Raw genomic sequence first — 20,225 nt, 5'->3', positions numbered from 1 at the left:
GGTTCGGGAGAGGATGGGACATGGACAGAAAGGAGGGCCGGCGGTGAAGGCGCTGCGTGTCCTCAACAACAACGTGGTCCTCGCGCTCGACAAGCAGGGCCAGGAGGTCATCCTCACGGGGCGCGGCATCGGCTTCGGCTCCCGTCAGGGCAAGCCCGTCGACCCCACCCTGATCAAGCGCGTCTTCGTCCCGGCCGACGGTCACGACCCCGGGCATCTGGCCGAGGCCCTCGCCCTCATCAGCGAGGATGTCCTGAGGGCCGTCGTGATCGCCCTCGGCGAGGCCGGCATCGAGGGGCGCGAGTCCACTCGCCCCACCCTCGTCGTCGCCGTCGCCGACCACGTCGCCGGCGCGCTGGACCGGGCCGCGCGGGGCATCGTCGTCGAGTACCCGCTGAGCGCCGAGGTCCAGACCCTGTACGCCACCGAGTACGCCCAGGCGCAGCTGCTGCTGCGGGCCATCAACGAGCGTGTGGTCCCGAAACTGGAGGCGTCCGAGGCGACCGCGCTCACGTTGCACCTGGTCAACGCGGGCTTCGTCTCGGGCGACCTGTCCTTCACGTACACGATGACCGGGGTCATCCAGCAGATGCTCGCCGTCGTACGGGAACGGTACGGGCTTGACGTCTCCCAGGACTCCATCGGCGCGGCCCGGTTCATCACCCACGTGCGCTACCTCTTCGCGCGGATCCAGCAGCATCGGCAGCTGAAGGGCCACGAGTCCACGATCGGCAAGGGCATCCGCCAGCACTACCCGGAGGCGACCCACACCGCGCAGCAGCTGGCGACGATCGTCGAGCTGCGTCTGGGCCAGCAGCTGAGCGAGGACGAGGTCTCCTACCTGGCACTCCATGTGGCCCGTATGACGGTGGAGACCGACGACGCCGCCGTGTGAGCCCGCGACGTGGGGCGGACCGGAACCTCCGCCTCGCCCCACGGTCGCTGTCACCTCCCTGACTGGAGGGCGCCCCAGGTGCCGGAGCCGACGATGCCGTCGACCGTCAGTCCTCGTGAGGACTGGTAGTCGCGGACGGCCTGGCCCGTGCCGGAGCCGAAGACACCGTCGATGGCCACCGTCCGGCCGAGGGCGGCGGTCAGGGCACGCTGGAGCCGGGTGACGGCTTCACCTGTCGAGCCGTTCTGGACGGTGGGGGTGGACCCGCGGGACAGCAGGGCCGTCCAGGTCTTCGCGCCGATCACACCGTCCGCCGTGAGTCCCCTGCCGGCCTGGAAGTTCTTGGCGGCGGTGGTGGTGGCGGGGCCGAAGATCCCGTCCGGGGTGCCGGGGTCGTATCCGGCGGCGGTCAGCAGGCACTGGGCCGCCTTGACCTGGTCGCCGGTCGAGCCGCTCTGGACGGTGGCGTACGCGGTGAAGCTGAGGGTGGCTCCGGTACAGGTGGGCGGGGGCGGGGTGCCGGTCCCCACGTCCAGGTAGTCGCGGTCGATGGTGATCGAGTAGCCGCCGTAGGACTCGGTGACCTCGCCCGCGTACTGGTGGATGCGCTGGTGGCCGGCCCAGTAGGTGGACGGCACATAAGTGCCGGTGTTGGTGTCGGCGGCCCCGTTCCACCATGCGTAGAAGATGTGGTCGACCCGCGTGTAGGCGCTGTTGGCGTACTCGCTCGCGGCGTCCTTGATGCCGGAGGCGGCGCTGGAGTAGAAGCCCGACAGATAGCCGCCGCTGTGCAGACGCTCGGTCCAGCCGGACAGGTACGACAGCACGGCCGCCTTGCAGGAGGCGGTGGAGGCGTAGGCCTCGATGTCGCTGTAGACGGCGCTGCCCGCCGGGATGCCGAGGCCCGACGCGGCGGTGAGGGCGGCGGCCGCCGCGGTGACGCCCTGGGACCTGGCCGTGGCGGGGTCGGCGGACATCTTCAGCGAGAAGCTCGTGCACGGGGCCTGGCGGCCGACGTCGATCGGGATCAGCCGCCATCCGTTGCCGGTCTGGCCGGCCACCCAGCTCGCGGTCAGATTCGGCTGCGCGCAGCCGCGGAAGGCACCGCTGATGTAGACGCCGACCGCGCTGTACGGCGAGTTGGCCTGCCAGGCGTTCATGGCGGCCTGCGAGGGCGCGGCGCAGGCGTCGAAGCCCTTGCCCAGGTACGTGCCGGGCTGCGGCCCGGCCGTGGCGAGCGGGGTGGTCGTGTCGGAGCGCTGCCCCGCGTCGGGCAGTTCGGTGCGCTCGGCGCTCTCGGTGAGCTCGGCCGAGCCGAGTACCCCGCGCACCAGGTGCTCGGTCTGCGGGGTGTGGGCGGCGGTGACCAGGACTCCGGCGTCCTCGACGGCGACCTGGATGGAGTCGTTGCTGGACACGGCTGTGGGGGCGGTGGCTCGGCCGTGCCGGGTCCGCGCGGTCGCCGCGGTCGTGTGGCGTGCGGAGCGGGCGGTGATGGGCTCCACGACGATGCCCGCCGTACGGCCCACGACGTGGGCGGGGCAGTCGCTCTGCTCGGCGGGCTCGCCCAGGTAGACGGCGGGTGTGTCGAACCGGAGGCAGGTGTGCGGATTCCTCGTCAGGTCGACGACCTGCCAGTCGGTGGGCACCTGGATGCGGTAGCCGTGGTACGTGACGGACTGTCGGCCGGTATCGGGCGGTGAGGTGGCGGCCGCGGCCGAGCCGGGAACGGCGAACGCACCGGCACCGGCACCGGCGAGGACCGCCAGCGCGGCCGTCACGGCACGGGCGCGCCAGGACATGCGGGACGACATCATCGCGGCTCCATCCGATTCCTGAGTCCCCATCAGGGGGAGACACAGGGGTGAGTGTGGCGTCCGGAAGGGTGCGTGTCCACACCCTCACCACCTGCCACAGGAGACCGCGGCCGTGCCTCAAGGGCGAAGTGCCGACACGCCACGCGCGTGTCGGCACCTTCGCTCCCGGAGTGGTCAGCGCTCCTCGCGCAGCCCCCATGGCGCCCCGTGCTCGGCGAGCAGGTCGAGGAACGGCCGGGGCGGGAGGGCCTCGGGGCCGAGGACGCCGCTGCCCTTCCACGTACCGTTCGCGATGAGTTCGAGGGCGATCACCGGGTTGACGGCCGTCTGCCAGACCACGGCCTGGGACCCGTACTCGCGCATCGACCACTCGTTGTCGACGACGTGGTACAGATACACCTCGCGAGCGACACCGTCCTTCGTCCCCCTGACCCAGGTGCCCGCACAGGTCTTGCCCTTCATCCGGTCGCCGAGCGTGGCCGGGTCGGGCAGGCACGCGGCGACCACGTCGCGCGGCGAGACCTCGACCGGTCCGTCCGCGCCGGGGACGGCGACCCTCGTCGTGGAGTCGAGCCCCAGCGCGTGGAGGGTCTTGAGCTTGGCGATGAAGTCGTCGCCGAGACCGTACTTGAACGTCACCCGGCGCGCGTCCACCCAACGGGGCATCAGCAGCACCTCCTCGTGCTCGACGTTCACGCACTCCACGGGGCCGATCCCCTCGGGGAAGTCGAAGACCTCGGGCTCGCTGAACGGTGCCGTGGTGAACCAGCCGCGGTCCTTCTCGTAGACCACGGGCGGGTTGAGGCACTCCTCGATCGTGGTCCAGATGCTGAAGGAGGGCGCGAAGTCATGGCCCTCGACGCTGAGGTTCGCGCCGTCGCGGACGCCGAGTTCCTCGATCTCGTCGAAGAGTTCGTCCGCCGCGTACCGGGCGAAGACGTCCGACAGGCCCGGCTCCACGCCCATTCCGACCAGTGCGAGACGGCCGGCGCTCTCCCAGTCCGCGGCCCGGGCGAACTGCTCGTCACCGAGCTTCACCCCGCACTGCTCGTACGGGGCGGTCGCGTGCGGCACGGACAGCGACATCGCCATGTCCAGATAGTGCGCGCCCGCCGCGAGAGCGGCGTTGAACAGGGGCATCACGAACCGCGGATCGGTCGCGTTGAGCAGGACGTCGCAGCCTTCCGCGACGAGGACGCGGCGCACCGCGTCCTCGTCGGAGGCGTCCAGCCGGCAGGGGCTGAAGCGGCCCTCCCGGTCGTCGAGCGCGGCGACGGCCGCCTGAGCGCGGGCGAGGTCGTAGTCGGCGACGACCATGTGGGTCAGGAAGCCGCGGCGGGCGGCGATACGGGTCACGGCGGTTCCGACACCGCCCGCACCCACGAGAAGTACGCGCATGTCACACACCTTTTCGTCTGGAGACGGCTCCCCGGGCGGGAGCCCCGGGGAGTGATCCGATGGAACACGCGGCGGGCCGTTAAGGTCTACGGTGTTGGCATAAGGAGCGGAGAGGGAGGTGGTGGCGCGGTGTCCAAGAAGGTGGTCCCGGAGGCGGAACGGCGCAGACGGCGGCCGACCCGGCAGGGCACGGTGCTGTCGGAGCAGCTGATCGTGCGGACGGCCCTGCGGATGCTCCGCGAGCACGGCAGCGCCGGCCTGACCGCACGCCGCCTGGGCGCCGCCCTGGGTGCCGACCCGAGCACCCTCTACCGCTACTTCGCCGGCCTGGACGGCCTGACCCGGGCCATCGGCGAGGAGCTGATGGGACAGGCCCTGGACAACTGGTCGCCCACCGGGAAGTGGCGTGCCGACCTGCGTGCTCTGGGCCTGGCCATCCACGCCTCCTATCTCGCCCATCCGCACGCCGCCGTGCTGACCGCCAGCCGGGTCACCGGCCGCCCGCGTGAGATCGCGGTCGACGAGACCATCCTCGGCATCCTGCGCGGGGCGGGCTTCGACGACACGGACGCCGTCGGCGTGTACCACGCCTTCATCGACCTGGCACTGGCCTTCGCCGCCCTGGACGCGGGGGCCCTCGCCATCAAGGACGAGGCCAGGGAGGCGGACGAGGACATGTGGACCTCGACGTACGCGCGCCTGCCCGCCGAGACCCATCCGCACATCGCCGCCACCGCCCACCTGCTGGCGGCCCGGATGAACCTCAGCGCCTATCCGGTCGTCCTGGACACCCTCCTGGACCGGGCGCAGGCGCGCCTGGCCGCCGTACGGAAGCGTGCCACCCCCACGGCGTGAGTCCCGCGGTCGCTCCGGCCGGTCGCTCCCGCCGGTCGCTTCGACGCCGTGGCGCGCGGCGCCCGTGGGCGGGATCCTGGAGGGAGGAGGGCCGCGCGGCGCTTCCGCGTGGCCGCGCCCATGAGGAGGCAGGCCATGACACGGCACCTGGAGTGGAAGGTCGGCCTGGATCTGGTCGAGGAAGGCGGCAGGACCAAGGCGGAGGCCCGCCTGGACACCGGTACGTCGACCCTCACCGGTCGCGGCAGCGCCCGCTGCAACCCGGCGGACGTCGACGTACCGGTGATCGGCGACGACCTCGCCGCGAGCCGGGCCATGAAGGATCTGGCCGGAAAGCTGATGAAGGAGGCCAACCGGGAGATGGAGGCCGTGGGCGCCGACACCGTGCCCCGGCGCACCGGACCCGGATACGGCTGGCCCGAGGCGGTCGAGTGACCGCCCGCCGTCACAGGACGACGCGGCCCCGGCCCGCCACTGCCACGCGCAGCGGCGGGCCGGCGTCGTACGTCCGGTGTCGTGCGTCCGGAGTCGTCCGTACGGGGCTGCCGCCCTCAGGCGTCGGCCGCCCCCGGCTGGTCCTCGTACGTCAGGCGGTCCACGACCTCCACCACGCCGTCCACGTCCTCGCAGAGGCGGACGAAGATCGGGGTCATGCTGCGGCGCGGCAGGGTGCCGGTGAGGGTGACGCGGCCCTCGGCGACGTCGACGTGGAGAGAGGCGGGGGAGAGGCGCAGGATGCGGGTGACGACGTCCTCGACGATCTCCTCCTGGATCGCGCGGTCCCGGCGCAGGAAGAGCTGGATCAGGTCGCTGCGGCTGAGGACGCCGATCAGGCGCCCGTCCGCGTCCACCACCGGCAGCCGCTTCACCCGGTTCCGTTCCATGTGCCGGGCCGCCTCGACCGCCGTCCAGGAGGGGCGGGCGGTGACCGCGGGGCTGGACATCATCGCCTCGGCGGTGCTGGGGCCGTCCTTGGCGGTGTGCCGCCGCAGCAGGTCCGCCTCCGACACCACGCCCACCGGCCGGTTCTCGGCGTCGACGACCGGCATGGCGGTGATGCCGTACTCGTCGAGCAGCCGGGCGATCTCCTTGAAGGGAGTGCCCGGCTGCACCGCGATCGCGGTCGGCGTCATGAGGTCGGCGACACTGCGGTGCCTCATCGTTCGTCCCGTCCCTTCTCTGCTCCTTTGTCCATGATCCCTCACGGATGGCGGACGGGGGCGGCGAGCCCGTGGTCACCGGCCCGGCGCGAGCCGGGCCCGCGCCCCCGGACAGCCGTCCGGGCGTACGAGGAAGGCCGTCGGCGCCGTCACGGAGTACGGGCGGGCGAACGCGCCCCGCGCGTCCCGGTACACGGGAAGCCCCGCCGCCGAGGCCTCGTCGGCGCCGCCCGCGCCGCCGGTTCGGCCGCCCCGTCCGCGTACAGGATCTGGCTGCGCATCGGCACGGCCGCCTCCAGGGCCTCCCGCACACAGCCCATCCGGTCCCAGATCTCCAGGACCGGCGAGGGGTCACCACGGAACGGGCCGGTGGTGCTGCGCATGGCCGGTGCCTTCCTGGGAGAGGTCCCTTCTCCATCCTCGGCCGCCGCTCCGGGCGCCGCACCCGCGCCTGCCCGTACCCGCGGGGCAGTCCCCCGGGGCTCAGCTCCCGCTGAGCACCCGCCGCAGGGCCGCCACCGCGTGGTCGCGGTGCTGGTCGAGCCACCGCACCGCGGTCTCCTCGTCGCCCTCGCCCACCGCCGAGACGACGGCCCGGTGCTCGTGGACGGCCCGCTCGCGGTGCGGGTCCTCGGCGTAGTAGAGCGCCCGGTACGCGTCGGTCGCGTCCCACAGAGTGCCGATCAGGCGCACCAGGCGCGGCATTCCGGAGGCCTCGATCAGGGTGAAGTGGAAGCGCCGGTTGGCCTCGGCCATCGCCGTCACGTCGCCTGCCCCGGCGGCCCGTTCGACCTCCTCCTGGATCCGTTCCAGGGTGCCGGTCAGCCCGTCCGGCAGGCGGGCGAACGCGGTGCGCACCGCCTCTGTCTCCAGGAGCCGGCGGATCCGGTAGATCTCCTCCAGGTCCGCCAGGGACAACTCGGCGACGAAATAACCCCGGTGGACGTGGTGCACCACCAGGCCCTCGGCCTCCAGGGTCTTCAGCGCCTCGCGCAGCGGGACCCGGCTGACGTCGAGCCGGGCGGCCAGGGCGTCCTGCCGGATCGGGTCGCCCGGCCGCAACTCCCCGGTGGTGATGGCACGTCGCAGCTCCGTGAGTACGAACTGCTGGGCGGTCGGGGGCCGCCGCCTCTCCGCCTCGTCGCTCATCGTGTGTCCGTCCCTTCCCTCGACCGCGTGCCCCTCATGTCGCTACCGGCCCGCCGTGCCCGGCCCCGCGCCCTGCACCGTGCCCTGCCCCAGGCCGAGCTCCGCGAGCACCTCGGCCGTGTGCTCGCCGAGGCGCGGGGGAGCGGACCGGTAGGCGGCCGGGGTGGCGCCGAAGGCGACGGGATGGGCCACCTGCCCAGGCCCGGCCGCGTCCGCCGGGACGCGCGGCGCGAGTCCGAGCCGCTCGGCGAGTGCGAACGCGCCGCCCAGGTCGTTGATCGGCCCGCACGGCACCCCCGCGCCGGTCAGTTCCTCGAACCACGCGTAGGCGGTGCGCTCCGCGAGCCGCCGGGACAGCTCGGCGCCCAGCTCGTCCCGGTGCGCGACCCGGGCCGTGTTGGTGGCGAAGCGGGGGTCGTCGGCGAGCCCGGGGGCGCCGATCCGTTCGCACAGGGCGCGGAACTGGCGGTCGTTGCCGACGGCCAGGACCAGCGGCCGGTCGCTCGCCTCGAACACCTCGTACGGGGTGATGCTGGGGTGCCGGTTGCCCAGGGCGCGCGGCACGACGCCCGCGGCGAGATGGGCGGCGGCCTGGTTGGTGAGCGCGGAGAGCAGCGAGGTGAGCAGCGAGACCTCGATCCGCTGGCCCTCGCCGGTGCGTTCGCGGTGGCGGAGGGCGGCGAGCACGCCCATGCCCGCGTGCAGCCCGGTGATGACGTCGACCAGGGCCACGCCCGCCTTGGTGCCGGGTCCGCCGGGCTCTCCGGTGACGCTCATCAGCCCGCCCATCGCCTGCACGAGCAGGTCGTAGCCGGGCAGCGCGGCGCCCTCCGCCGAGCCGAAACCGGTGACCGAGCAGTAGACCAGTCCGGGGTTGGTGCCCCGCACGTCCTCGTAACCGAGACCGAGCTTGTCCATGGTGCCGGGGCGGAAGTTCTCCACGAGCACGTCCGCCCGGTCCACGATCGCCCGGGCCGTCTCCAGATCCGCCGGATCGGTGAGATCCAGCGCCACGGAACGCTTGTTGCGGTTCACCCCGAGGAAGTACGTGGCCTGGCCGTCGGCGAACGGCGGGCCCCACGCGCGCGTGTCGTCGCCCGCGCCCGGCCGCTCGATCTTCACGACCTCGGCGCCCAGGTCCGCCAGGAGCATCGTCATGTACGGGCCGGCGAGCACCCGCCCGAAGTCCGCCACGACGATCCCGGACAGGGCACCCGCGGGCAGGTCGCCCGGTTCCGGCTGCTGCGCGTGCATTCCGCCCTCCCGCATCGGTGATCGGATCCAAGCGGACCGTAGAGGGCCCCGGCCGGATATTCAATACTGGATCCAATATCCGATCCGGGCCTATGCTTCCGCTCGCCGAGTCGCCGCCACAGCCGCCAGGAGGCCGTCAGTGAAGCCGTCGCAACCCTCCCGCCCCGCGCAGTCCGCGCCCGTCCACCCGCTCGACCTGCTCGCGATCGACGGACTCCTCACCGACGAGGAGCGGGAGATCCGCAGCACCGTACGGACCCTCGCCGACCGCGAGCTGCGCCCGCACATCGCCGAGTGGTTCGAGTCCGGCACCATCCCGGCCCGCGAACTCGCCCGCACCCTCGGCGGCCTCGGCGTGCTCGGCATGCACCTGGAGGGTTACGGCTGCGCGGGCACGAACTCCGTGGCGTACGGCCTGGCCTGCACGGAGCTGGAGGCCGTCGACTCCGGACTGCGCTCCCTCGTCTCGGTGCAGGGCTCGCTCGCCATGTACGCCATCTGGAAGTACGGCTCCGAGGAGCAGAAGCAGCGGTGGCTGCCCGGGATGGCGGCCGGCGAGTACATCGGCTGCTTCGGCCTCACCGAGCCCGACGCCGGCTCCGACCCCGGCGCGATGCGCACCCACGCCAAGCGGGACGGCTCCGACTGGGTGCTCAACGGCACCAAGATGTGGATCACCAACGGCTCGGTGTCCGACGTCGCCGTCGTCTGGGCCCGCACCGAGGACGGCGTCCGCGGCTTCGTCGTACCCACCGACACGCCCGGCTTCAGCGCCCCCGAGATCAAGCGGAAGCTGTCCCTGCGCGCCAGCGTCACCAGCGAACTCGTCATGGAGGACGTGCGCCTGCCCGCCGACGCGATGCTGCCCGGTGCGCGCGGCCTGTCCGGCCCGCTCGGCTGCCTGAACGAGGCCCGCTTCGGCATCGTCTTCGGCGCCCTCGGCGCCGCCCGCGACTGCCTGGAGACGGCGATCTCGTACGCCGGCGACCGCACCGTCTTCGCCCGCCCGCTCTCCTCGTACCAGCTCACCCAGCAGAAGCTGGCGGACATGGCCCTGGAGCTCGGCAAGGGCATGCTGCTCGCCGTCCACCTCGGGCGCCTCAAGGACGCCGGGACCCTGCTGCCCGAGCAGATCAGCGTCGGCAAGCTCAACAACGTGCGCGAGGCCATCGCGATCGCCCGCGAGTGCCGCACCATCCTCGGCGCCAACGGCATCACCCTCGAGTACCCGGTGCTGCGCCATGCCAACAACCTGGAGTCGGTGCTCACCTACGAGGGCACCAGCGAGGTGCACGCCCTGGTCATCGGCAAGGCGCTCACCGGCGAGCAGGCCTTCCGCTGACCTGCCCGCCCTGCCTGTCTCACGCGGTCCCGGGGGACCCCGGCGTGCCCAGCGACGCACTCGGCGACATGCTCGCCGAGGCGCTTGCCGAGGCGCTCGCCGACGTGCTCGCCGACGCGCTCGACGAACTCGGGCCGGGGCCCGAGGACTGCGTGGACGGCGTCGTGGTGGAAGGTGTCGTGTCCGAGGGGGTCGGGCTCGACGTGGACGGCGACGGCGTCGGCGAGGTCGGGGTGAGCGTCGACGGGCACGGCGAAGGCGTCACGCCGTTGACGGGCGTCGGGGTCTCCGTACCCGTCACCGTCACGCACGGCACCGGCGACGAAGGCGACGTGGACGGGGTCGGGGTGGGCCGTACCGGGGCGGTCGTGTGCTGGTCGTGCCGGCCCGAGTCGCCCGGCTTGCGGGCGATCCAGCGGTCGGTGTTCGGGTCGTAGATCACGAAGACGTTGATCACGGTCACGGACGGCTGGACGTAGACGACATTGCTCGTCCGGTAGCCCGGCCACGCCTGGCCCACCTGCTTCGGCGACTTCTGCGCCTGCGGCGCCGTCAGCGGATTGCCGCAGGCGCACCGCACCCGCGGCACCCCGCGGTCGTCCACCAGGACGGCGGTGCCCGCCTGGAGCACCGACTGGAACGGGGCCGCCTTGCCGCCGGTGAACCCGTGGTTGGTGACCCGGGTGTCGACGCGCAGCTGAACGGACGTCAGGGAGCGCAGAAAGCCCGGGACTTCGTTGGCGGTGACGCCGACGACCGACGCGAAGGCCGCGTTCTTGGCCGGCTCGTCGGCGAGGAAGCGGATCTGCTGCTCCACGTCACAGCTCGCCGTGCGGTGCGTGCCCCCGTACAGGCCCGGGGTCGAACCCGTCACCGGCCGCGCGTTGGCGTTGCCGCCGGACTCGCTGGGCAGTACGGGAGGCGAGAGGGTCGCGCCGCCCGTACGCGCGGTGGAGCGGGTGAAGGGATCGGGGCCGCTCGCCGAGGTGTTCTGCAGGAACACCTCGCCGCCGCCCGCACCGCCGCCCTGGTTCGCCTGGTCGCCGCCCTGCTGCGTGAGCACGACGATCAGCGCCACGGCCGCCACCACGACGGCCGTCAGCGAGGCGACCTTGGGGATCGAGCGGTACCACGGGCCGCCCCCGCCGCCGTTCGGCGCGCCCCCGCCCGTACCGCCGCCGGGGCCGCCGGGGCCGCCGGAATCGCCCCCGCCGGCGCCACCGCCTCCTCCGCCGCCCCCGCCCGAGCCGTCGTGTGGTGGGCCGGGCGGAGGTGGCGGGGGAGCGGTCTGGCCGGGGCGCGTCGAGGGGCCCGAGAGGGGCCCCGAGGGCGGGCCGGTGGGAGGTACCGAGGGCTGGCCGGACGGCGGGTGGGAAGTCACGTTTTTCCCTTTCTTCCGTTCCGCGCCTATTGTGTGCGCCGATCCTGTGCCGCCCGCAAGCGGACGGCACCGGCCGGTACTAGCGTGGGCACCGTGAGCAACCGGCTCCCCACCCCACCCGGCACGTCCGCGCCCGCCGACGTCACCGGGCAGGCGGCCCGCGGCGTCCTCTGGGCGCTCGCCGCCGTCGTCACGGGCGTCCTCGCCATGGGCGTCACCGCCGGCCTCGGCCTGTGGGCCGCCGGAGCCGCCGATCTCCCGGGCGGCGCCGGGGCGTTCGTCGCCGTCCTCGCGGCGGTCGTCGTCATGGCCGCCGGCGGCCAGATCTCCCTCTCCGGCGACGCCGGAGCCCTCGCCGGCACCCAGGCCGAACTGACCGCCATGCCGCTCTCCGTCACCCTGGTGGGCGCACTGGTCACGGGCGCCGTGTTCCTGCGCCCGTTGCGCCACCACGCCGTGGCCCCCGCCCGCGCGCTCCTCGCCCTGGCCGTCCCCACCGTCCTGCTCTGGCTCGCCGCCCTCGGCGGGCTCACCGCCCTCGCCCGGCACGACTTCCCGATCACCCTCGGCGGCGGCACCACCGAGGACACCGGAGACCTCGGTGACCTCGGTGACCTGTTCAAGGACCTCCTGGACGCCGCGAATCCCAAGGCCGGGTTCACCACCGACGTCGGCCCCACGCTCTTCTTCGGGCTGCTCTGGATCCTCGGCGTCCTCGTCGTCGCCCTCCTGGTCTCCCGCAGCGCCCCGCTGCCCGCCCGCTACGTCCGCCGCCACCAGGCCATCCGGCCCGCCGCCTCCGCGATCCTGCTCCTGCTCCTCGCGTACGTGGCCGTCGCCCTCGTCATCGGCCTCGTCGTCGCCGCCACCAAGGGCCACGCGGCCGAGACCTTCGCCGTGATCCTGCTCGGCCTGCCCAACGTCGCCTGGCTCGCCCTCGGCGTCGGCATCGGCGGCTCCTGGGAGGGCCGGGCCGAGGGCCCGTTCGGCCTCCCGATGCCGCAGATCCTCGACTCCGTGCTGCGCGGCGGGAACGGCGGCAAGGACCTGTCCACCGTCGACCTGGGCTCCCTCGCCTCCTACGACGCCCGCGCCTGGTGGCTGCTCCCCGTCGCCGCCGTCCTGATCCTCGGCGCCGCCTTCGTCATGGCCGTCCGCTCACCCGCCCGCGTCAAGCCCTGGCAGCACGGCCTGCACCTCGGCGTCGCCTTCGCCGTGGCCGTCCTGGTGGTCATGCCGCTCACCCTCGTCGAGGCCCGCTTCGGCCTCTCCATCCTCGGCATCGGCGACCTCGGAGCCCTCGGCGCCGAGGTGATCCTGCGCCCCCACATCTGGGGCATGTTCGGCCTCGCCGTCCTGTGGGGCATGGTCGCCGGCATCCTCGGCGGCTTCCTGGCCACACGGGTACGGCGACGCGGCGAGGTACCGGCGGACACGGACCGGGCTCAAGCCCCACACCGTGGCGCGTGAGCCGGTCACATATGCCCGCTTGCCCTGCTTCCTCGCTCCCTCGTGTTCACGAACCCAGGGACTTGAACACCGGCCGCGCCCACTCCGGCGGCTCCGGCGGCGGGCTCACCGGGCGCTCCTCGGTGCCGCCGCGGTACGGGTGGCTGCTCCGCACCCCGCGCTCCAGGGCCGCCCGCAGCTCCGCGACGAACTCCACGCAGGTGGCGTACCGCTCCTCGGGAGACTTCGCCAGGGCGCGGGCGAAGACCTCGTCCGCCGCCTCCGGCAGGCCCTCCCGCTCCTCCGACAGCGGGGGCGGCGGATCGTACTGGTGCGCCCAGAGCAGGGCCATGTCGTCGTCCCGGCGGAACGGCGGCACGCCCGTCAGCATCTCGAACACCACACAGCCCAGGCTGTAGACGTCGCAGCGGCCGTCGACCGGCTTGCCGGAGATCTGTTCCGGGGCCACGTAGTCGAGCGTGCCGACGAACTGGCCCACGGTGGTGAACCCGGTCAGCGACAGGGACTTCTTCGTCAGGCCGAAGTCGGTCAGGTAGACGTGCTCCGGATGGTCGCGGTCGGTGCCCTCGGCCACCAGGATGTTGCCCGGCTTCACGTCCCGGTGCACCAGGTCGTGCGCGTGTGCCGCGTCGAGCGCCGAGGCCACCTGCGCGGCGATCCGCCCGGCCGACACCGGCTCCAGCGGCCCCTCCCGGTCGAGTAGGGCGCGCAGGTCCTGCCCGGGCACATAGCGCATCGCGATGTACAGCACGCCCTCCGTCTCGCCCGCCTCGAACACCGGGACGATGTGCGGATGGTCGATGGCCGCGGCCACCCGCGACTCGTGCGCGAAACGCTTGCGGAAGGTGTCGTTACGGGCCAGCTCCGGGGCGAGCAGCTTCAGCGCCACCGTGCGTTCCAGCCGTACGTCGAAGGCCCGGTAGACCACGGCCATACCGCCGCGTCCGATCTCCTCCTCCACCAGATAGCCCGCGATCCGCTTGCCGAGCAGGCCGGAGTCCCGCCCGGCGGCCGGCAGTCCGGGGTGGGTGCCGGGGTGGGGTTCCGCTCCCGGCGACGTGCCGTGTGACACGCCCGGCGAGGTGCCGGCCACCAGCCCCGGGGTCGTCCCCGGCGCCGTGTCCTCGTGCTTCTCAGGCCCCTGCTTCTCCGGCTCCGCCATCAGCGCTCACCGCCCGGCCTGTCCGGCCCGTCCGGCGGCGGAGCGGGCACGACGCGCGTGGCGTCCGGCGCGTCGGACGCGTCCTCGCGCAGCTGCGGCACCACCTGGGTCGGCTCGTGCCCGAGTCCGGGTTCGGGGGCGGCCGCCGCCGACGGGCCGGACGAGGCCGCGTACGTGCTGAGGCCGGTGCCGTCGCAGTACACCCAGCGCTCGTGCTCCGCGTCGTACAGCCACAGCGATTCGCCGTCGACGACCATCCCCACCCGGAGCCCCCGCGTCCGGGTCCGGAAGGTCTCCCCGTCCGCCCGGCCCGCCGCCAGCTCCTCCGCCGCCCGCCGGTAGCGCCCGAGCGCGTCCTCCGCCCGCGCCATCAGAGGCCGGGGATCGGCGGTACGGGCCGGCGGGCGGCCCGCGGCCGGCGGATCGGCCGGTACGGAGACGAGCAGCCGTGCGTCCACCCACGCCGACCAGCCGTTGGAGCACAGCACCTGCCCCCAGTCGCCGACCCGCGCGGTCAGGCGCACCGGCAGGTACGCGTCGAGGGACTGCGTCGGCACCGCCGGATCGGGCGCCTCCCAGGCGGGCAGACCGTCGCCCGGCACCACATGGGTGGGCCGGAAGTCCGGTACGGCCTCCTCGGGCCCCGGCTCCGGGAAGCCCCCGCCCCCGGCCCCCGGGCCCGTACCTGCACCGGCGCCGTGCGTGCCACCCGCCCCGTACTCCGGCATCCCGTCCACAGCGCCCACGGATCCCTACCTCCGCTCCCTCTGCCACAAGCCCCTACGGGTGCCTACTTCCGCATCACGACCGGCTCGTGCCGGCGCAGCAGCCGGGCCACCACGACACCGAGGACGACACTCAGCACCACCAGCATGCCCATGTCGAAGAGCCACGCGCCCACCGTGTGGTCCATCAGCGGATCGGCGGTCTTCTCGCCCGGCACCGTCGCGCCGATGTCGATGGTCGCCCCCATCGCCGCGAACGCCCACCGCGACGGCACCAGCCAGGCCAGCTGCTCCAGGACCGGCGTGCCGCGCACATTGAGCAGCGCTCCGCAGAACACCACCTGCACGATGGCGAGGAGGACGAGCAGCGGCATCGTCACCTCCTCCTTGCGCACCAGGGCGGAGACGAAGAGGCCCAGCATCATCGCGGTGAAGGCGAGCAGCGCGACGGCCAGGGTGATCTCCACCAGCGGCGGCATCAGCACCCCCTTGCCGTCGGGCGCGCCGAGCGGCACCCCGATCAGTGCCACCAGGGTCAGCACCACCGCCTGCACGACGGTGATCAGACCGAGGACGACGACCTTCGACATCAGATACGCGGAACGCGACAGGCCGACGGCTCTCTCGCGGCGGTAGATGGTCCGCTCCTTGACCAGCTCGCGCACCGCGTTCGCCGCGCCCGTGAGCACGCCGCCGACACACAGGATCAGGAGCACGTTCAGCGTCGACTCGGGGTTGAGACGGCCCTCCGACAGGGCGCGCGCCATGGCGCCCATGATGAACGGCAGCGCCACCATGATGGCCAGGAAGGTCCGGTCGGCGGACAGTGCCGCCGCGTACCGCCGGACGAGGGTACGGAGCTGGGCGCCCCAGCTCTGCGCCTTCGGCGGCGGCGCGGGCTCGGGCGGGGCGGTTCCGACGGCTCCGGCCGCTCCGGAGGCGAGCGCGGGCACCGGCGGCCGGACGGTGGGCTCCTCGATGTACTGCCGGTGGAAGCGCGAGGCCCGGTAGCGGCCCGCCCAGTCGCGGTCGCGCTCGTTCTCGAAGGCCTCGAAGGCCTCGGGCCACTGGTCGAAGCCGAAGAAGCCGAGGGTCTCGCCGGGCGGCCCGTAATAGGCGACCCGCCCGCCCGGCGCGAGGACGAGCAGCCGGTCGCACACGTCGAGGCTCAGCACGCTGTGGGTGACGACCACGACCGTGCGCCCGTCGTCGGCGAGCCCGCGCAGCATGTGCATCACCGAGCGGTCCATGCCCGGGTCGAGCCCGGAGGTCGGCTCGTCGAGGAAGAGCAGGGAGGGCTTGGTGAGCAGTTCGAGCGCGACGCTCACCCGCTTGCGCTGGCCGCCGGACAGACTGTGGATCGGCTGCTTCGCCCGCTCCTGAAGGCCCAGCTCCCGGATCACCTCATCGACCCGGGCGCGCCGCTCGGCGGGCGCGGTGTCCTCGGGGAAACGCAGCTCGGCGGCGTACGCGAGGGCGCGCCGGACGGTGAGCTGGAGGTGCAGGATGTCGTCCTGCGGGACCAGGCCGATGCGCTGGCGCAGCTCCGCGTAGTCCCGGTACAGGTCGCGGCCGTCGTAGAGCACGGTGCCCCGGTCGGCGGGCCGCTGCCCGGTGAGCGCGCCGAGCAGCGTCGACTTGCCCGCCCCGGACGGGCCGACGACGGCGAGCAGGCACTTCTGCCCCACCGGGAACGACACACCGTCGAGCAGCGTCTTGCGGCCGTGGTCGACGGTGACCGCCAGCTCCTGCACGTCGAGGGAGACCTCGCCGGTGTCGGTGAACTCGACCAGGTTCCCGCCGATCAGACAGAACGCGCAGTGCCCGATGCCGACGATGTCCTCCGCCGTGACGCGGGCCTCGGTGACCGGACGCCCGTTGAGGAAGGTGCCGTTGTGACTGCCGAGATCCTGGATCCAGTACGTGCCGTCCGGCGCCGCGCGCAGCTCGGCGTGCCGGCGCGAGACCGTCAGGTCGTCCACGACCAGGTCGTTGTCGGGGGCGCGGCCGATCCGGATGCTGCGGGTGGGGAGCGGGCGTACGGACGTCGGCTGCCGGAACGTGCCGGTGAGGGCGGGGTACGAGACGGAGGACGGGCGCGGGGGAGGGGCGAGGGCTGCCTCGGGCCGGCGGTCTTCAGCTCGTACGGGCTCGGGCTCGGGCACGGGCTCGGGCACGGGTACGGGCGGCGGGGGCGGGGGCTCGGGCGCCGGTGGCGCGGCGGGCAGGAGGAGCGCGCGGGGGCCGTCGGCGGGGTGGCCGAAGCGGATGACCGTGCCGGGGCCGACGGCGCTCAGCGCCACCCGGCGGTCGTCGGCGAAGGTGCCGTTGGTGGAGCCCTCGTCCTCCAGGGTCCAGTGGTCGCCCACCGCCCGCAGCACCGCGTGGTGCCAGGACGTCCGGGCGTCGGCGAGGACGAAGTCACTGGTGGGGTCGCGTCCGATGCGATAGACGCGACCCGGGTTCATCACGGTCGCGTCCCCGTCGATCTCGAGGACCAGCTCGGGCGCGGCGGGCGCGACGGGCCGCTGTCCCATGCGTGAATCTTAGCGTCGCAGGGCGCCGCGTGCCCGGGCGAGCGGCGGGGCTGGGGGCAGGGCGGGAGGGCCCGGGGGTATGCCGGGGAGCGCGGGCCGGGTCGTCGGGTCCGCGCCCGGCCGGGGTAGGGGCTGAGAGCGTGCGGAGGGCGTGCTGAGAGCGTGCGGAGGGCGTGCGGAGGGCGTGCGGAGCGGCGCCGGTATCGTGGGCGGCCGACCCACCCAGGGGCGTCTGCGCGAAGGAGGAGCCACCCGTGCCGAAAGGTGTCACCAAGCGCCGGCCGCGTACCCGCGCGGCGCTGTTGCGGGCGGCTCTGGAGACCTTCGCCGAGCACGGCTTCCACGCCGCCTCGATCGAGCAGATCTGCGAGCGCGCGGGCTTCACGCGCGGCGCGTACTACTCGAACTTCGCCAGCAAGGAAGAGCTGTTCCTCGCCCTCTTCGACGAGCACGGCGAACGGATCGTGCACCGGCTCGCCGAGCGCATCGACGCGCTCGCGCCCGAGGACTACACCCTGGAACGGCTCGCCGAACTCGCCTCGCGGGTCGAGCCGGACGAACGGGACTGGTACCTGGTGAGCATGGAGTTCACCCTGCACGCCATCCGCGACCCGCAGGCCGCGTGGGCGCTCGCCCGGCACGACGCCCGGCTGCGCGCCGAACTCGCGCGCGGCATCGAGCTCGTCGTACGCCGCTCGGGACGCGAACTCACCGTGGACGCCGACCGGTTCGCGCGCCTTGTCGTGGCCCTGCGCGAGGGCGGCCTCGCGCAGAGCTATGTCGAACCGGACGTGCTGCCGCCCGGCAGTCTCGAACGGGACTTCCTGACCCCGTTGTTGGAGTCCGTGACCCGGCCGGCGAGCGCGGCGCGGCAGGACGGCGCCTGAGGAGCCGGGCCCGGTCGGTCAGTCGAACAGGTCCGGGTCCGAGGCCGTGATCTGGTCCCACAGCGGCCGGGCCTGGAACCAGCCCGCGATCGAACTCCCGACCTGCCCCCGGGTGAGCAGCGCCGTCTCCCGGTCGATCAGCTGCGGCGTCCCCGCCGCCATCGCGAGGAGCTGCGCCTGGCAGGAGCGCTCCATGGTCACGAACCACCACACCGCCTCGGCGACCGAGCGCCCCACGGTGAGCAGCCCGTGGTTCTTGAGGATCACCGCCTTGTACGAGCCGAGCGCCTTCGCGACCCGCGCGCCCTCGTCCAGCTCGTTCACCACGCCCCGGTAGTCGTCGTAGATTCCGTGGTCCTCGAAGAACGCGCAGGCGTCCTGGGTGATCGGGTCCAGCGGAACGCCCAGACTGGAGAAGGCCTTTCCGTGCAGCGAGTGCGAATGCGCGGCCGCTATCGCGTCGGGCCGGGCCGAGTGCACCTGGGAGTGGATCACGAACGCCGCCCGGTTCACCGGCCGCCGCCCGTCCAGCACCCGCCCCTCGTGGTCGACCCGGATGAGGTCCGAGGCCTTGATCTGGCTGAAGCTCATGCCGAACGGATTGACCCAGAAGGTGTCCAGGTCCTCGGGGTCCCGCACCGTGATGTGCCCGGCGACCCCCTCCGAGAACCCGAACCGCCCGAAGATGCGGAAACCGGCGGCCAGTTGCTCCTTGCGGTAGCGCCGCTCCTCCTCGACCGAGTCGAAGGCGGGCGGCAGCGGCAGCGTCACGCCTTCCGGCAGGGGACCTGCGGCGGCGGCGAGGGCGGCGGCGTGGGCGGGCGGCAAAGTGCTCATCGGGTCCTCCGGGAGGGACGGCGGCGGCAGGGCGCGCGCTCGGGGCGCGCGGCGCGGCAAAAGATACAGAGGTGTATCCGTTGCGGGCAATGACCGTTCCGCTCGGCAGCGCGCGGCACCGCGCCGTCCTCGGGTGAATCCTTTTCGGGCCCGCCCGCCTCTAGTCCACACAGCCGGCCGCACGGGCCGGCCCGACGGATGGACGGGGACAAGCGGATGATGATCGCGGGCATCGTGGTGATCGGCGTGCTGCTCATGGGGGCGTGCGCCTGGCACCTGACGAAGCGCAGGAAGCAGAGCAGCCGATGAGGACCGTACGGGACGCCCTGGTCCGGACCACCACGGTCCGGACCAGGGTCCGGAGCACGAGGGGGAAGACATGAACCGAGCGGCCTTCGCCTGGCCCGACGAGCGCCTGATCAAGGCCGCCCAGGACGGCGACCTCAGCTCGCTCACCACCGTGGTGAAGGAATCCCAGCCGCACGTGCGGAAGTTCGCCCGGTCGCTGTGCGCCTCGCCGCAGGACGCCGAGGACGCGGCGCAGGAGGCGCTGATCGTTCTCTACCGGAAGATCGGCACCCTGCGGGCCACCGGGGCGCTCGCCTCGTGGATGTTCCGGATCGTGCGCAACGAGTGCCTCCGGCAGGTGCGGCAGCTCGTCGCGCGCGGCGACACCCTGGCGGCCGAACCCGAGGCGTGCGCTGCCGGGGCGGACGCGGAACCGTCCGCCGAGGACGCGGCGCTCCAGAGCCTTGAGGTCGAGCGGATCGCGGCCGCGATCGGCGCCCTGCCCGCCGACCTGCGGCAGGTCCTGGTCATGCGCGACCTCCAGGGCCTGCCCGGCAAGACCGTCGCCCGCACGCTCGGCCTGAGCACCCCGGCGATGAAGTCCCGCCTGCACCGGGCCCGTACGGCCCTGCGCAGCTCCCTCACCCCCTCGTACGGAGGAGGACACCGTCCATGAGCATCCTGATGCCGCAGAAGCCTCAGAAGCCCCCGCAGTCCCCGAAGCCCCTGGTCACCGCACCGCCACCCGCGGCGCCCGCCGAACGGGACTTCGCGAGCCGGTCCGTCCCGCGCCATCTGGCACGAGGCGCCGTCGGCCTCGGTCTGATCGTCGGCTCGATCGCCCTGGTGCCCACCGTGGGCGTGGTCGCCCTGCTCGCGGCCCCGCTCAGCCTGATCGCCTTCCGCGGCTGCCCCACCTGCTGGATGGTCGGCCTGGTGCAGACGGTCTCCCGCAACCGGCTGCAACGCAGCTGCGAGGACGGCGTCTGCACCCTGGTCAGGCCCGGCCCGGAGGACAAGATCCAGGGCTGATCCGGGCTGATCGGCAGACGGCCCGGCCAGGGACCG

Annotated in this window: 20 protein-coding genes; 9 read left to right on the top strand and 11 right to left on the bottom strand. The window is 73.3% G+C overall.

Going from position 1 to position 20,225, the window contains the following annotated elements; genetic code table 11:
- Nucleotides 1–43: 43 nt before the first annotated feature.
- Complete coding sequence (locus tag AB0C73_RS16995; RefSeq protein ID WP_362530212.1) at nucleotides 44–895, top strand: PRD domain-containing protein; 852 nt, start codon at nucleotides 44–46, stop codon at nucleotides 893–895.
- Between the two features lie 50 nt (nucleotides 896–945).
- Here the strand turns inward: AB0C73_RS16995 and AB0C73_RS16990 are convergent, their stop codons facing one another.
- Together AB0C73_RS16990 and AB0C73_RS16985 are read right to left on the bottom strand one after the other, a co-directional pair.
- On the bottom strand, nucleotides 946–2,712 hold the full coding sequence (locus tag AB0C73_RS16990; RefSeq protein ID WP_362530209.1) for a glycoside hydrolase domain-containing protein: 1,767 nt from the start codon (nucleotides 2,710–2,712) through the stop codon (nucleotides 946–948).
- Between the two features lie 174 nt (nucleotides 2,713–2,886).
- Complete coding sequence (locus AB0C73_RS16985; protein ID WP_362530207.1) at nucleotides 2,887–4,110, bottom strand: saccharopine dehydrogenase C-terminal domain-containing protein; 1,224 nt, start codon at nucleotides 4,108–4,110, stop codon at nucleotides 2,887–2,889.
- A gap of 129 nt (nucleotides 4,111–4,239) precedes the next feature.
- Here AB0C73_RS16985 and AB0C73_RS16980 point away from each other — a divergent pair, with 129 nt between their 5' ends.
- On the top strand, nucleotides 4,240–4,965 hold the full coding sequence (locus tag AB0C73_RS16980; protein WP_362530204.1) for a TetR/AcrR family transcriptional regulator C-terminal domain-containing protein: 726 nt from the start codon (nucleotides 4,240–4,242) through the stop codon (nucleotides 4,963–4,965).
- 135 nt (nucleotides 4,966–5,100) lie between these two features.
- Nucleotides 5,101–5,400: a DUF1876 domain-containing protein gene (locus AB0C73_RS16975; RefSeq protein WP_362530201.1), complete on the top strand. Its 300-nt coding sequence runs from the start codon at nucleotides 5,101–5,103 to the stop codon at nucleotides 5,398–5,400.
- 116 nt (nucleotides 5,401–5,516) lie between these two features.
- On the opposite strand, the gene AB0C73_RS16970 is transcribed toward AB0C73_RS16975, so the two are convergent.
- The 4 genes from AB0C73_RS16970 to AB0C73_RS16955 form a co-directional block, all read right to left on the bottom strand.
- Complete coding sequence (locus AB0C73_RS16970) at nucleotides 5,517–6,125, bottom strand: CBS domain-containing protein (RefSeq protein WP_362530199.1); 609 nt, start codon at nucleotides 6,123–6,125, stop codon at nucleotides 5,517–5,519.
- Nucleotides 6,126–6,274: 149 nt separating this feature from the next.
- Nucleotides 6,275–6,508 carry a hypothetical protein gene (locus AB0C73_RS16965; RefSeq protein WP_362530486.1) on the bottom strand — a complete coding sequence of 78 codons (234 nt, stop codon included), beginning with the start codon at nucleotides 6,506–6,508 and terminating at the stop codon, nucleotides 6,275–6,277.
- Between the two features lie 100 nt (nucleotides 6,509–6,608).
- Entirely contained in the window at nucleotides 6,609–7,274 is a 666-nt protein-coding gene (locus AB0C73_RS16960; protein WP_362530197.1) for a GntR family transcriptional regulator, read from the bottom strand.
- A 42-nt stretch (nucleotides 7,275–7,316) separates the two neighbouring features.
- Nucleotides 7,317–8,528 carry a CoA transferase gene (locus AB0C73_RS16955; RefSeq protein WP_362530195.1) on the bottom strand — a complete coding sequence of 404 codons (1,212 nt, stop codon included), beginning with the start codon at nucleotides 8,526–8,528 and terminating at the stop codon, nucleotides 7,317–7,319.
- Nucleotides 8,529–8,667: 139 nt separating this feature from the next.
- Here AB0C73_RS16955 and AB0C73_RS16950 point away from each other — a divergent pair, with 139 nt between their 5' ends.
- Nucleotides 8,668–9,870, top strand: a complete 1,203-nt coding sequence (locus AB0C73_RS16950) for an acyl-CoA dehydrogenase family protein (RefSeq protein WP_362530192.1) — start codon at nucleotides 8,668–8,670, stop codon at nucleotides 9,868–9,870.
- A gap of 19 nt (nucleotides 9,871–9,889) precedes the next feature.
- Here AB0C73_RS16950 and AB0C73_RS16945 read toward each other — a convergent pair whose 3' ends face one another.
- Nucleotides 9,890–11,251, bottom strand: coding sequence for a DUF6777 domain-containing protein (locus AB0C73_RS16945; protein WP_362530189.1), 1,362 nt, complete (start codon nucleotides 11,249–11,251; stop codon nucleotides 9,890–9,892).
- Nucleotides 11,252–11,335: 84 nt separating this feature from the next.
- Between AB0C73_RS16945 and AB0C73_RS16940 the strand changes: the two genes are divergently transcribed.
- Nucleotides 11,336–12,721: a streptophobe family protein gene (locus AB0C73_RS16940; RefSeq protein ID WP_362530187.1), complete on the top strand. Its 1,386-nt coding sequence runs from the start codon at nucleotides 11,336–11,338 to the stop codon at nucleotides 12,719–12,721.
- A 46-nt stretch (nucleotides 12,722–12,767) separates the two neighbouring features.
- Here AB0C73_RS16940 and AB0C73_RS16935 read toward each other — a convergent pair whose 3' ends face one another.
- From AB0C73_RS16935 to AB0C73_RS16925, 3 genes are read right to left on the bottom strand one after another with little or no spacing between them, the layout of a single operon-like run.
- Complete coding sequence (locus tag AB0C73_RS16935) at nucleotides 12,768–13,883, bottom strand: serine/threonine-protein kinase (protein WP_362530184.1); 1,116 nt, start codon at nucleotides 13,881–13,883, stop codon at nucleotides 12,768–12,770.
- Nucleotides 13,883–14,629, bottom strand: a complete 747-nt coding sequence (locus AB0C73_RS16930) for a hypothetical protein (RefSeq protein WP_362530182.1) — start codon at nucleotides 14,627–14,629, stop codon at nucleotides 13,883–13,885. The genes AB0C73_RS16935 and AB0C73_RS16930 overlap by 1 nt, the downstream gene beginning before the upstream one ends.
- Nucleotides 14,630–14,673: 44 nt before the next feature.
- Nucleotides 14,674–17,145 (bottom strand): FHA domain-containing protein, encoded by a 2,472-nt coding sequence (locus AB0C73_RS16925; protein WP_362530180.1) that lies wholly within the window; start codon nucleotides 17,143–17,145, stop codon nucleotides 14,674–14,676.
- Nucleotides 17,146–17,399: 254 nt separating this feature from the next.
- Here AB0C73_RS16925 and AB0C73_RS16920 point away from each other — a divergent pair, with 254 nt between their 5' ends.
- Nucleotides 17,400–18,032 (top strand): TetR/AcrR family transcriptional regulator, encoded by a 633-nt coding sequence (locus tag AB0C73_RS16920; protein WP_362530178.1) that lies wholly within the window; start codon nucleotides 17,400–17,402, stop codon nucleotides 18,030–18,032.
- A gap of 18 nt (nucleotides 18,033–18,050) precedes the next feature.
- Here the strand turns inward: AB0C73_RS16920 and AB0C73_RS16915 are convergent, their stop codons facing one another.
- Entirely contained in the window at nucleotides 18,051–18,869 is an 819-nt protein-coding gene (locus AB0C73_RS16915; protein ID WP_362530175.1) for a class II aldolase/adducin family protein, read from the bottom strand.
- A 198-nt stretch (nucleotides 18,870–19,067) separates the two neighbouring features.
- Between AB0C73_RS16915 and AB0C73_RS16910 the strand changes: the two genes are divergently transcribed.
- From AB0C73_RS16910 to AB0C73_RS16900, 3 genes are all read left to right on the top strand, one after another.
- Nucleotides 19,068–19,178, top strand: coding sequence for an LPXTG cell wall anchor domain-containing protein (locus AB0C73_RS16910; protein ID WP_362530172.1), 111 nt, complete (start codon nucleotides 19,068–19,070; stop codon nucleotides 19,176–19,178).
- Nucleotides 19,179–19,248: 70 nt separating this feature from the next.
- Nucleotides 19,249–19,833: an RNA polymerase sigma factor gene (locus AB0C73_RS16905; RefSeq protein WP_362530169.1), complete on the top strand. Its 585-nt coding sequence runs from the start codon at nucleotides 19,249–19,251 to the stop codon at nucleotides 19,831–19,833.
- On the top strand, nucleotides 19,830–20,189 hold the full coding sequence (locus tag AB0C73_RS16900; RefSeq protein WP_362530166.1) for a hypothetical protein: 360 nt from the start codon (nucleotides 19,830–19,832) through the stop codon (nucleotides 20,187–20,189). Before AB0C73_RS16905 ends, AB0C73_RS16900 begins: the two co-directional genes overlap by 4 nt.
- Nucleotides 20,190–20,225: the final 36 nt, after the last annotated feature.

It is taken from the genome of Streptomyces sp. NPDC048623, from assembly GCF_040650755.1.
Lineage (GTDB): Bacteria > Actinomycetota > Actinomycetes > Streptomycetales > Streptomycetaceae > Streptomyces.
This window is presented reverse-complemented; position numbering and strand designations above follow the sequence as displayed.

Bases quoted from the DNA above. Each gene is read 5' to 3' on its own strand.
- AB0C73_RS16990 (WP_362530209.1), bottom strand. From the start codon at position 2,712: ATGATGTCGTCCCGCATGTCCTGGCGCGCCCGTGCCGTGACGGCCGCG.
- AB0C73_RS16985 (WP_362530207.1), bottom strand. From the start codon at position 4,110: ATGCGCGTACTTCTCGTGGGTGCGGGCGGTGTCGGAACCGCCGTGACC.
- AB0C73_RS16975 (WP_362530201.1), top strand. From the start codon at position 5,101: ATGACACGGCACCTGGAGTGGAAGGTCGGCCTGGATCTGGTCGAGGAA.
- AB0C73_RS16970 (WP_362530199.1), bottom strand. From the start codon at position 6,125: ATGAGGCACCGCAGTGTCGCCGACCTCATGACGCCGACCGCGATCGCG.
- AB0C73_RS16965 (WP_362530486.1), bottom strand. From the start codon at position 6,508: ATGCGCAGCACCACCGGCCCGTTCCGTGGTGACCCCTCGCCGGTCCTG.
- AB0C73_RS16960 (WP_362530197.1), bottom strand. From the start codon at position 7,274: ATGAGCGACGAGGCGGAGAGGCGGCGGCCCCCGACCGCCCAGCAGTTC.
- AB0C73_RS16955 (WP_362530195.1), bottom strand. From the start codon at position 8,528: ATGCACGCGCAGCAGCCGGAACCGGGCGACCTGCCCGCGGGTGCCCTG.
- AB0C73_RS16935 (WP_362530184.1), bottom strand. From the start codon at position 13,883: ATGGCGGAGCCGGAGAAGCAGGGGCCTGAGAAGCACGAGGACACGGCG.
- AB0C73_RS16925 (WP_362530180.1), bottom strand. From the start codon at position 17,145: ATGGGACAGCGGCCCGTCGCGCCCGCCGCGCCCGAGCTGGTCCTCGAG.
- AB0C73_RS16915 (WP_362530175.1), bottom strand. From the start codon at position 18,869: ATGAGCACTTTGCCGCCCGCCCACGCCGCCGCCCTCGCCGCCGCCGCA.
- AB0C73_RS16910 (WP_362530172.1), top strand. From the start codon at position 19,068: ATGGACGGGGACAAGCGGATGATGATCGCGGGCATCGTGGTGATCGGC.
- AB0C73_RS16905 (WP_362530169.1), top strand. From the start codon at position 19,249: ATGAACCGAGCGGCCTTCGCCTGGCCCGACGAGCGCCTGATCAAGGCC.
- AB0C73_RS16900 (WP_362530166.1), top strand. From the start codon at position 19,830: ATGAGCATCCTGATGCCGCAGAAGCCTCAGAAGCCCCCGCAGTCCCCG.